The sequence below is a fragment of the Halomonas alkalisoli genome, assembly GCF_021412585.1.
GTDB classification, from domain to species: domain Bacteria; phylum Pseudomonadota; class Gammaproteobacteria; order Pseudomonadales; family Halomonadaceae; genus Halomonas; species Halomonas alkalisoli.
This window is the reverse complement of sequence record NZ_JAKCMI010000020.1, coordinates 1-11,642: the sequence shown is the minus strand read 5'-3', so window position 1 is coordinate 11,642 and position 11,642 is coordinate 1. Positions and strand designations below refer to the sequence as shown.

Genomic DNA, 11,642 nt, shown 5'->3' with positions numbered 1-11,642 from the left:
TTAGCCACACCACGAGGCCGGGCCGGCTGTGGCTTGTCACACTTCAGGAAGCGCCCATGTCCCGGCACGGCGGTCGGTTCACCGTCGCGGGACACCACCTGGCCGCGGCACAGGGCAAGCACCGGCCGCCCGGTAAGCTCTAACCCCTCATAGGGGGTGTAGTCCACGGCATGGTGCAGGGCCGCGTTGCGCACTGTGGTGCGGGCCTCAGGGTCCCATAGGGTCAGATCGGCATCGCTGCCGATGGCGATGGTGCCCTTGCGGGGATAGAGGCCATAGATCTTGGCCGGGTTGGTGGCGGTCAGCGCAACGAAGCGGGTGGCATCGATGCGCCCCTTCACCACCCCCTCGGAGAAGAGGATCGCCAGCCGCGTCTCGAGCCCCGGAATCCCGTTGGGGATATGGTGGAAGCCGGCCTCGTCTCCATGCAGCTTCTTGCCCTGAGGGTCATCGTAGCGGAAAGGGGCGTGGTCCGAGGAGAAGACCTGGAAGACGCCACTCTCCAGCGCCTGCCACACCGCCTCCTGGGCCGCCTTGTCGCGGGGGGGCGGGCTGCATACGCACTTGGCGCCCTCGAAGCCCTCCTTGTCCAGATCGGCGGCGGTGAGCATCAGGTACTGGGGGCAGGTCTCGCCGTAGACCCGCAGGCCGCGTCCCTGGGCCCAGCGGATCTGCTCGATGGCCTCGGGACCGGACACATGCACGATCAACAGTGGCACGTCGATCAACTCCGCCAGGGAGATGGCGCGGTGGGTGGCCTCACGCTCGGCGATCGCCGAATGCGCCACGCCGTGGTAGAACGGCGACGTCTGTCCCTGGGATTCGAGCAGTTCAGTGAGGTAGGCGATGCAGTCGGCGTTCTCGGCATGCACCATCACCATGCCGCCCTCGCGGCGGGCCATGGCCAGCACCTCGAGGACCTCCCGGTCATTGAGCTTGAGGTCGTCGTAGGTGAGGTAGATCTTGAAGGAGCTGTAGCCCTCGGCGATCAGCGCCGGCAACTCCTCCTTGAGCACCGTCTCGGTGGGGTCCGTGACGATCATATGGAAGGCGTAATCGATCAGCGCCTGGCCCTCGCTGCGGCGGTGATAATCCGCCACCGCGGCACGCAGGCTCTGCCCCTTCTGCTGGGCGGCAAAGGGGATCACCGTGGTCGTCCCACCGCAGGCCGCCGAGCGAGTGCCGCTCTCGAAGCCGTCGGCCATCACCGCGCCGTCGCTCAGGGGCTGATCCAGATGACAGTGGGCATCGATGCCGCCGGGCATTACCCAGAGGCCGTCGGCGTCGATCACCTCCTCGGCGCCCTCCAGGCCCTGGCCAAGGGTGACGATGCGCCCATCCTTGATGCCGATATCGGCGTGGTAACGATCGGCGGCGGTGATGATCAGGCCGTTCTTGATCAGGGTATCTAACTGCATGACAGTAGGCTCTCGCTATGAGGTGGGATTAGAAAAAGGCTGGCTCGTTCGGCTCATGCATCAGCAGGACTCGCGCAACTGAGCACTTGAGAGCTTCATGACGAATGCCTCTAGCTGGGAGTCAAATGTGGCCACTGATGTTGGAACCCTGCCTCTTCCATCAGCTGGGCCGCATGCAAGAGCATGGCCTCGTGGCCGGGGCGCGCGATGATTTGCACACCGAAAGGAAGTTCGCCGGCTTTTCTTGGCGCCGGAATCGACAAGGAGGGAAAGCCGACAAGGGAGACGATGAACGTGCAGGCAAGGTAGTCGATAATACTCTCGCAAGGTTGGCCACCGACAGTCATGACCTCGCCTTGGGAATTCGGGAAAGGCATGACACTGGCGGCAGGCATCAGCAAGATGTCGACATTCTCGAACATTCTCTGGAAAGCCCTCCACGTCCTTGTTCGGGTCACTTCCGCATTCAGGTATTCTTCTGCCGTGATATGCCGGCCTTGTCTTACATTCCAAACGTAGGACTCGGTCAACTGATTTTCATGCTCATCGACCATGCTGCCGAACTTGACCCATGACTCGGCCGCACGAAGCGTCTTGAAGGCCTGGAGCGCCCCATCGAGGTCAGGCTTGACGTCGTGGAGTGTGCCAAACACAGGCTCAGCCTGCCGACAAGCATGGTAGAAGGCATCACCCACCTCGTCATCGACGCGAAAGGCTCCATTCAGTGTCAACGATGCCGCAACGCGTGGCTTGCGCGTCTCTCCTGCCGGCCAGCGGGGCTTCAAAGATGTCGGGTCGTCGGGGTGCATGCCGGCCATGACCGAAACCATCAACGAGGCATCCTTCACATTGCGCGAGAGTACTCCTTGGGTCGCAAGGCTGCTCCACCCTAGTGCTCGCCGCGGCTCCGGTATGATTCCCGGAGTTGGTCTCAAACCGATGCAGCCACAAAAGGAAGCAGGGGTGCGAACCGAACCACCGAAGTCGGTTCCCTGTGCGAGGGGCACCATCCCCGTACTTACGGCTACAGCGGACCCACCACTCGAGCCGGCCGAGGTCAGTCGCGTATCCCAAGGATTGCAAGTAGGCCCACGCAGGGCATTAGTGCAGACTGCCCCGAAGGCAAACTCGGGTGTGTTGGTCTTTCCAATGATGATCGCTCCAGCCTTACGCAGCCGCGCCACCGACTCCTCATCCTGAGTCGGCACATTGTCTGCAAAGATCCTGGATCCCTGCGTGGTAAGAAGGTCGGCAGTAGCAGTCACATCCTTGATCGCCACGGGCAACCCATGCAACAGGCCTAACGTGCTGCCCGAGGCACGCTCACGGTCGGATTTGCGAGCCGCAGCTCTAGCAGCATCAGCGTCCACAGTGATAAAGGCTTTCAGGCGATCATCGAGTGCATCAATACGCTCGAGGCTTGCCTCAACAATATCGAGAGATGAAACCCTGCCTCTGTGCAACTCATCCAACAGACCATGGGCGGAAAGCATTAAAGTATCCATGCATGAACCCCTTTTTCATAAAATCTTGTAAGGGAGCCAAGTGACAATGGCCGGAAAAGCAATGATCAGGGCCACTGTCAACAGCACGACTAGAATGAATGGCAACACACCGATGAATACATCCGTCACAGGTCCTGTACGGCGCACACCTTGAACCACGAACAAATTCATGCCTACCGGTGGGGTAATCAGCGCCAACTCCATCATCAGCACCAGGAAGATACCAAACCAGACCGGATCGATGCCCATGAAGACGACGACAGGAAATACTATGGGAATAGTACCAACCATCATGGATAGCGTCTCTATAAAGCACCCTAAAATCAGATAAAAAACGATCAAAGCCAAAATGAAGCCCAATACGCTGAGATCCATTTGAGCAACGAACGCCGTCATAGCCTGAGGCACACCCAAAATACCGATGATGAATTTCAAGTAGAATGCCGCAATGATAATAAGAAGTATCATAGCGGTGGTGCGCACAGTGGAGAGGAATGCTTCATGCAGCATCGTGAAAGTGAGTGCTCGATTGAAAGCAGCCAAGCCAAAAGCCATGATTACACCAACCGCCGCCGCCTCGGTGGGAGTTGCCCAGCCTAAGTAAATACTTCCCATGACGACAGCAAAGATACTCATTGGAGGAATAAGGTGGCGAAGGCTTTCCATCTTCTTGGCCCAACTTGGCTTTTCCATAGCATTACCAGCCAGCTTAGGATAGAAGCTGCAGATAACGATTATTGCCAGCATGAACAGGGAGGCCAACAGCAAGCCCGGCACAATTCCAGCCGCAAAAAGGCGGCCAATGGATGTACTGGTCAGCGCACCATAGATGATAAGGTTAACACTGGGCGGAATCAGGATCCCAAGCGTCGCACCGGCAGCGATGGAGCCCAAAACAAGCCTTTCGTTGTATTGACGTTCCTTAAGCTCGGGCAATGCTACGGTCGAGATAGTGGCAGCCGTCGCTACCGACGAACCTGACACGGCTGCAAACATGGCGCTCGCACCGATATTGGTATGCAGAAGGCCTCCTGGTAAGCGTCCGAGCCAGTCTGATAGACCATGATACATCCTCTGGGTAATGCCACTGCGCAGCAACAGCTCACCGAGCAGGATAAATAACGGAATGGCTGTCAAGATAAAGTCATTCATGACAGACCACAACTGAGTTCCAAATGTATTGATCAGCTGAGGACCGAGATAGACCAAGGCGCCCAAAACGCTAATAAGAAATATAGCTACAGCGACATGGACACCCAACACCATAAGGCCAAGCATGGTGGCGAAGCCAATGGCTGCACCTGCAATATCAATCATGTTTTTTCCCCTCATTAAGCGTGCGCTTGGCCTCAGATACCTGCTCATCGACCTCATCCTGAAGAGATGGAGGGCCATAGGTATTATTGACACTGTCGACTCTCTTGCGAGACAGAAGCCACAGGCTATGAAGCGCCATGGCACAGGCAACCAAGGCAAACAGGCCGATACCTGCAACCCATAATGATTGAGGAATCCACAGGGGTGTCTGCAGTGGCGTACTGGCACGACTAGTGTATGCGATGCTTTCCTGGAGTGAGTCCCAGGCGCGCAGCAGCATGAACACAGCGAAACCAGCAAAAAGAGCCGCTGCTATTGTATTCAGTATCGCTTGGACGGGTTTCGGGAAATACCCGATCGCGACATCGATTCGAGTGTGCATCCTGTACAGGAGTGCAGAAGCAAAGCCCACCGCTGCCGTAGTCGCCAGTACATAACCTCCGATCTCATCGACACCCTGAACCGAGTGTGAAAGGAACCGTCTAGCCAATATCTCATAGCCAATCAAAAAACTCAGGCCAAGAGCAGCATAACCACAGACAATGGCAGCTATATTTATTAGGCCTTCAAGCGGTTTAAGATAGTTTTTGTCCCGCATGATCCACCTCCCTAATCGACCGGCCCATGGACAAGCCATGGGGCCGGACAGGGTTAGAAAACACTTATTCGATGGTTAGTCCACGCAGCTCACCGACCGTTTCGTTCCAGATGCGAGAACACTCAGGATAGTTGTTGTTACAGGTGTTGCCCCAAGTCTGAAGGACCACGGCCTCGACAGCCTCATTGACGAGGTGAATATCGCCGTCACTCGGTTCCTTCAATGTCATGTTGAAAGGATTGTAGCCATGGCAATCGTCACCACCAATGGTGCAGTTAACCGCTTCGTCGGTCAGGTTTCTGGCCATGTCCCAGAACTGGTCTTCCAGCTCCTGGTAAGCGGCGTCCAGCGCGACCTGGGCTTCCGGGGACAGCCTGTTCCAGGTATCGAGGTTCATGAAGTGCCCTTGCACCGACCAGCTGATGCCATGCATCACCAGGGAATCGGTCACTTCGGGCCAGTTGCCGGTATTGGCTGATGTGGGAGAGGTCACGGCACACTCGGCGACACCACGCTGAAGAGCAGGGTAGACCTCCGCAAACTGCATGGTGACGGGTGTAGCCCCCAGATATTCCACAAGTGCTGACATGCTCGGCGTGTAGGAACGTACTCGCAGGCCGTCAAGGTCCTGGACGCCGTCGACATCACCCTTACAGAAAAACACCTGGGGGCCGAAGGGCCACAGGCTCATCACTCTAGCACCGAACCGCTCAGCGACACGCTCCTCAAGCGGAGCGCGGTATACACCAACGACCTCCTTCAAAGTGTCGATGTCCGGTGACACACCAATCAGATCAAGACCTTCAACAAAGGGATCGTCTCGAGCGGCAGAGCCAATCGTGGTTTCAACGACATCAAAGGCTCCGCTACGTACGAGCCGAAGTGTGTCCTGCATGTTGACACCCACTACATCCAGCGGATTGAAGTTGACTGAGATGTCAAGCCCTGTCGTATCTGCCAGATTCGCATAAAATTCTTTTTCCAGCTCAGTATGGTGCAGATGGGTCGATACAATTCCGATTGCCCTGAGATTGATCTCTGCCAATGCTGACTGTCCATAAACAACCACACCAGCGGTTAATGCTGCAATAGCGAACTTCTTCTTGTTGTACATGATTACACTCCGATACTCTCGATCTAGTGTTATAGCCTACCGCAACGTTTCAATTGATGAAGGCCAACGCTCTCACCGGTGAGCCTGAAGCCCCCTTGATACGCAGTGGTATACCTTGAAATTGAAACTCACCGACTCCTATCACCTCCTCTAGATTCCACAACCATTCGTAATGAACCATCTCCAGATCACGACAAATCCTGTGGTTAATAAAGAGATTTTCATCGACACGATCTGTTGACGGTCCTTCCACACCATGCACTTTCGAGCCGCGCTCATGTAACCAATGAGTAGCACCCGCACTGATTTGCGGGTTGTTGTTGCAGACAGAATCGTTTGGCCAGTGCCTTGCATTTAACCCTGTACACATTAGCACGATGTGTCCATCGACTCTTACACCAGATTCCTTCTCAGCGGCTTCCATATCTTCTCTTGTCACCTCACCTCTATCCGGTATATGCCTGAGGTCAAGGCAAACGGCTTTTCCCATGAACATTTCCACAGGCATTTTATCAATAGTCGCACCTTCTGGATTATTATGTGATAACGCATCAATATGCGTTCCAGTATGGTCGAGCATACCCATATAATAGGTTGTAAAGGTCAGCAGGTCGTCAGGTGTTCCCTGCTTGAATTTCTTGGATGTTTCATGCGTCGTGTGCGGGATAATAACCGGCCTTGCCAGGCGCCCAAGAGCGGGCAACCCATCTGCTAGCGGTAATGTTAAGTCCACAATTCTTGACATTTTCTTCTCTCCTTTCAGTCAATTTACATACCTTCTCAAACTCGGTCGCTACAACCTGGCCAAGGTAGGACCCCAGCGCTCAAGCAACTGCGTCGAGCGACCCAAGGCACGCAGCGCCCCCCATACGGTTACACTCACGGAGTCCAAGATCGGAACACCTGTTTCAAGTTCCAGCTCGCTGGCTATAGATGCTCCGGACAAATTTGTACACAAAATGACAATCGCATCCGGCTTCTTGGTAGCGACATGCCGCACTCCTTCGGCAATACGATCAGAGCCCACGACGCCAAAAGAAAAATTGTCCTTCAGATCAAAATGAACCTCCGACACACAATGCAGACAATGCTTGTTGAAATTGTTAACTATTCTATTCTGAACATCTTCAGTGTAGGGCGTCACCAGCCCGTAGGTCTTCGCGCCCATCGCAGCCAGTGCCTCCATTAGAGATATCACAGTGGTGGTGGCGCGGATTCCAGTCTCGCCCTGAATCAGTTCAATCAGACGTCGGTCCGATTCGAGGCCTATCCAGCTTGCAGAGGTCCCATTCCAACTGATGACGTCAGCTTTGGCATGGGAGAGTAAGTGTGCCGCATTCAGCATAGGGCGGGCGTCAAACTGCCCCAGCGCCTTGTCACCCAACGAAATCTCGGTGACGGTGAACCTGCTGAAGTGAACCGTGACGTCCTCAAGCGTGCTGACCATCGCCGCTGTCACCGGCTCGAGCACGGTATTGGAGGAGGGGGTGAGCATCCCGACTCTCAGAATTGTCATCAATATCTTCCTTTTTTGTTAACAATCTTGCCTTGTACTTCTAGCAATTGACCGAGAGGTTGTCAAAGGTTATCTTTTATGGGTAGTCTCGCACGCCATACCCATACGCTTGACAAAGCGGAAAAATCAAGATAGGAGTCACTGCGCAATGGAGCCCATAGATGACACTCTTATGGAAGAAGGCAAGGGCAGGGCACGAAGTGGGGGGGCATCCCGTGCCGAAATGTACAAGCGCCTGTCGACCGCGATCAGCGACCACCTGCTTCCCACTGAAGCTCGTCTTCCCGAAGAAAAACTTGCAAAATATTTTTCAACCAGCCGACCAAAAGTCCGTGAGGTTCTCACCTTGCTGGCCAGAGACAAGCTGGTCGAAATCAAGCCGAACAGGGGAGCTTTTGTCGCAAGACCCACTGTTGAGCAGACTAGGCAGATGTGCGAAGCACGCATGATCATCGAATGTGCAATGGCTCGCCTGGCAGCGGAACGAGCCTCTGCAGATGACATCAGATCCCTAAGAACTATCGTGGAACAAGAAATGGCTTGCTGGGATGGTGACGACTATACAGGTGCCATCAGGTGCTCCCGTGAGTTCCACACCAAGATTGCAATGATGTCCAACAACACTGTTCTGAGTGAAATGCTGGCCAACATCTTGTCCCGCAGTGCCCTGTCGCAGGCATACTATGCCGCACGTGGACGGTCTGGCTGCATGTGTGATGACCATTTCGCTCTACTGGAAGCTATAGCGGTGGGTGACGCCGACAAGGCCGAGCGCTTGATGTCAACACACATCGGTCACATACAGGCAAAAATGGACTTGAGTGAACCTGATGATGTTGTAGATATCGAAGAGGCCCTCTCTAATGCAATCTGACACCGAACAACGACTCGCTAATCTTCGTGGGTATGGGTCTACCCCGCCCCATCCACAATGGCCGAAGGGTGCCCGTATTGCCTTGTCATTCGTGCTCAATATCGAAGAAGGTTCGGAATCACATATCCTGGATGGTGATACTGCTGCCGAGCACCTGAATTCCGACATGCTGTGTGGCCCATGGGAGGGCACACGCAACCTCAACATGGAGTCTCATTACGAGTATGGAAGCCGCGTCGGCGTCTGGCGGCTACTCGACATCTTTCGTGATCGCTCACTACCCTTGACGGCTTTTGCGGTTGCCCAGTCCATGGAAAGGGTGCCGGAGATCGCCGAACGACTGGTTCAAGATGGCCATGAAATTGCTGCGCATGGCTGGAGGTGGATCGACTATCGTAACGTCGAACTTAAGTCTGAGCGCGAACACATGCGACGTTGTGTCGATATTCTTTTGAAGTTGACAGGCAAGGCACCAACTGGCTGGTACACAGGAAGAATCAGCGCCAACACTAGAAACTTAGTTATTGAACATGGTGGATTTACCTATGATTCCGATGCCTACAACGATGAGATTCCTTATTGGATTGAACATAATCAGGGGCACCATCTTGTCATACCCTATAGTTTTGATACTAATGATATGCGATTTGCGTCGTCGCCTGGATTCGATACCGGGAAAGACTGGCTTGATTACCTGTGTGCCACCTTTGACCAGCTGTACCGAGAGGGACTGAAAAGCCCTCGCATGATGTCAATTGGCCTACACTGCCGCTTGGCTGGACGTCCAGGACGTGCCGCTGCACTTGAAAAATTCCTTGACTATATCTCTACTCACAAAGGAGTCTGGATTGCACGGAGAGAAGACATTGCTAAGCACTGGTTTAACCACCACCACCCTAACCCTTAACTCTTTTAACTTGCCAGACAAAAAAACACAAACATTAACGCAAAATTATTCTTATAATGGATTGACTGATTTAAGAAAAACATAACCACTTCACATTCATAGCAAACTTTTTTAGAAACACCCCGGAATTTATAAAAAAGTCACATGGCAATCAACTTAACCTGTCAGCTTTTAATTCTTACGGCCTTTCGCTGCACAGCAGCGGGGCAGGAGCAATGAGATGCGACTATTGTTGCTAAATGGTAATAGTAATGCTGCCTTGACCGCGCAGATGACTGAAGAGGCACGACGCATTCTGGGCCAGAGTGTAGAGGTGCTGTCGGATACGGCTACAGAGAGCGTTCCTTACATCGGCTCTCGCCGAGATTGTGCCTTGGCCGGCGCTGAATTAGTTAAATTAGTTGAGATTCATTTAGCGAAAGATGACAGGCGCTACGATGCTATACTTCTGAGTTGCTTTGGCGAGCCAGGCATCGCCGCAGTTCGCGAGATTAGCCCGGTGCCGGTGGTAGGAATGCTTGAGTCCTCGTTGCTTACCGCCCAGCAACTGGGCGGGCGCTTCTCAATACTTACTCCCGGAGAGCGTTGGCCGAAGATGATTGAAGAGGTGGTATACGATCTCGGTTTAGCGCGGCGCTGCCTAGCCATAGAAGCAATTAACATCGAAGACTTGAAATTGCCAAGCCAACGTGAAGAGATGCATCACCGCCTAGCTGAGACCCTAACCCGACACCAGAAAAGACTAAATCCCGATGTGACAATCATTGGCGGAGCAGCTTTTGCCGGGCTGGCTACTAGCCTACCTGCTCAACACAACTCTCGGCTTGTCGACTGCTTCGAGGCTGCGATACTGCAGTGTCAGGCGCTGATGCAGCTAGGCGGTGAATCGACCCGGATATTATAAATTGGGATATAGAGTAGCCCCAAGACAGAGCCTTATTCGAAAATCATTCCGAGCATCTATATTCATGTTCAGAACCCCTTAGCCACACCACGAGGCCGGGCCGGCTGTGGCTTGTCACACTTCAGGAAGCGCCCATGTCCCGGCACGGCGGTCGGTTCACCGTCGCGGGACACCACCTGGCCGCGGCACAGGGCAAGCACCGGCCGCCCGGTAAGCTCTAACCCCTCATAGGGGGTGTAGTCCACGGCATGGTGCAGGGCCGCGTTGCGCACTGTGGTGCGGGCCTCAGGGTCCCATAGGGTCAGATCGGCATCGCTGCCGATGGCGATGGTGCCCTTGCGGGGATAGAGGCCATAGATCTTGGCCGGGTTGGTGGCGGTCAGCGCAACGAAGCGGGTGGCATCGATGCGCCCCTTCACCACCCCCTCGGAGAAGAGGATCGCCAGCCGCGTCTCGAGCCCCGGAATCCCGTTGGGGATATGGTGGAAGCCGGCCTCGTCTCCATGCAGCTTCTTGCCCTGAGGGTCATCGTAGCGGAAAGGGGCGTGGTCCGAGGAGAAGACCTGGAAGACGCCACTCTCCAGCGCCTGCCACACCGCCTCCTGGGCCGCCTTGTCGCGGGGGGGCGGGCTGCATACGCACTTGGCGCCCTCGAAGCCCTCCTTGTCCAGATCGGCGGCGGTGAGCATCAGGTACTGGGGGCAGGTCTCGCCGTAGACCCGCAGGCCGCGTCCCTGGGCCCAGCGGATCTGCTCGATGGCCTCGGGACCGGACACATGCACGATCAACAGTGGCACGTCGATCAACTCCGCCAGGGAGATGGCGCGGTGGGTGGCCTCACGCTCGGCGATCGCCGAATGCGCCACGCCGTGGTAGAACGGCGACGTCTGTCCCTGGGATTCGAGCAGTTCAGTGAGGTAGGCGATGCAGTCGGCGTTCTCGGCATGCACCATCACCATGCCGCCCTCGCGGCGGGCCATGGCCAGCACCTCGAGGACCTCCCGGTCATTGAGCTTGAGGTCGTCGTAGGTGAGGTAGATCTTGAAGGAGCTGTAGCCCTCGGCGATCAGCGCCGGCAACTCCTCCTTGAGCACCGTCTCGGTGGGGTCCGTGACGATCATATGGAAGGCGTAATCGATCAGCGCCTGGCCCTCGCTGCGGCGGTGATAATCCGCCACCGCGGCACGCAGGCTCTGCCCCTTCTGCTGGGCGGCAAAGGGGATCACCGTGGTCGTCCCACCGCAGGCCGCCGAGCGAGTGCCGCTCTCGAAGCCGTCGGCCATCACCGCGCCGTCGCTCAGGGGCTGATCCAGATGACAGTGGGCATCGATGCCGCCGGGCATTACCCAGAGGCCGTCGGCGTCGATCACCTCCTCGGCGCCCTCCAGGCCCTGGCCAAGGGTGACGATGCGCCCATCCTTGATGCCGATATCGGCGTGGTAACGATCGGCGGCGGTGATGATCAGGCCGTTCTTGATCAGGGTATCTA

At 55.5% G+C, this 11,642-nt stretch carries 11 protein-coding genes; 3 read left to right on the top strand and 8 right to left on the bottom strand.

Annotated elements, in window-relative coordinates:
- From hydA (LY622_RS06495) to LY622_RS06465, 7 genes are all read right to left on the bottom strand, one after another.
- A partial coding sequence (gene hydA, locus LY622_RS06495) for a dihydropyrimidinase (RefSeq protein WP_234290138.1) occupies window positions 1–1,418 on the bottom strand: 1,418 nt, incomplete at its 3' end.
- Between the two features lie 110 nt (window positions 1,419–1,528).
- Complete coding sequence (locus tag LY622_RS06490) at window positions 1,529–2,923, bottom strand: amidase (RefSeq protein WP_234290137.1); 1,395 nt, start codon at window positions 2,921–2,923, stop codon at window positions 1,529–1,531.
- Between the two features lie 15 nt (window positions 2,924–2,938).
- Window positions 2,939–4,240: a TRAP transporter large permease gene (locus tag LY622_RS06485; protein ID WP_234290136.1), complete on the bottom strand. Its 1,302-nt coding sequence runs from the start codon at window positions 4,238–4,240 to the stop codon at window positions 2,939–2,941.
- Window positions 4,233–4,838: a TRAP transporter small permease subunit gene (locus tag LY622_RS06480; protein ID WP_234290135.1), complete on the bottom strand. Its 606-nt coding sequence runs from the start codon at window positions 4,836–4,838 to the stop codon at window positions 4,233–4,235. The genes LY622_RS06485 and LY622_RS06480 overlap by 8 nt, the downstream gene beginning before the upstream one ends.
- A 64-nt stretch (window positions 4,839–4,902) precedes the next feature.
- On the bottom strand, window positions 4,903–5,952 hold the full coding sequence (locus LY622_RS06475) for a TRAP transporter substrate-binding protein (protein ID WP_234290134.1): 1,050 nt from the start codon (window positions 5,950–5,952) through the stop codon (window positions 4,903–4,905).
- A 49-nt stretch (window positions 5,953–6,001) separates the two neighbouring features.
- Window positions 6,002–6,697: a cyclase family protein gene (locus LY622_RS06470; RefSeq protein WP_234290133.1), complete on the bottom strand. Its 696-nt coding sequence runs from the start codon at window positions 6,695–6,697 to the stop codon at window positions 6,002–6,004.
- A gap of 48 nt (window positions 6,698–6,745) precedes the next feature.
- Window positions 6,746–7,468: a maleate cis-trans isomerase family protein gene (locus tag LY622_RS06465; RefSeq protein ID WP_234290132.1), complete on the bottom strand. Its 723-nt coding sequence runs from the start codon at window positions 7,466–7,468 to the stop codon at window positions 6,746–6,748.
- Window positions 7,469–7,616: 148 nt separating this feature from the next.
- Here LY622_RS06465 and LY622_RS06460 point away from each other — a divergent pair, with 148 nt between their 5' ends.
- From LY622_RS06460 to LY622_RS06450, 3 genes are all read left to right on the top strand, one after another.
- Window positions 7,617–8,342, top strand: coding sequence for a GntR family transcriptional regulator (locus LY622_RS06460; RefSeq protein WP_234290131.1), 726 nt, complete (start codon window positions 7,617–7,619; stop codon window positions 8,340–8,342).
- Window positions 8,332–9,249 (top strand): allantoinase PuuE, encoded by a 918-nt coding sequence (puuE, locus tag LY622_RS06455; RefSeq protein ID WP_234290130.1) that lies wholly within the window; start codon window positions 8,332–8,334, stop codon window positions 9,247–9,249. Before LY622_RS06460 ends, puuE begins: the two co-directional genes overlap by 11 nt.
- Window positions 9,250–9,469: 220 nt before the next feature.
- Window positions 9,470–10,153, top strand: a complete 684-nt coding sequence (locus LY622_RS06450; protein WP_234290129.1) for an aspartate/glutamate racemase family protein — start codon at window positions 9,470–9,472, stop codon at window positions 10,151–10,153.
- A gap of 68 nt (window positions 10,154–10,221) precedes the next feature.
- Here the strand turns inward: LY622_RS06450 and hydA (LY622_RS06445) are convergent.
- Window positions 10,222–11,642, bottom strand: a 1,421-nt coding sequence (gene hydA / locus LY622_RS06445) for a dihydropyrimidinase (RefSeq protein ID WP_234290128.1), incomplete at its 5' end; no start/stop codon positions are given.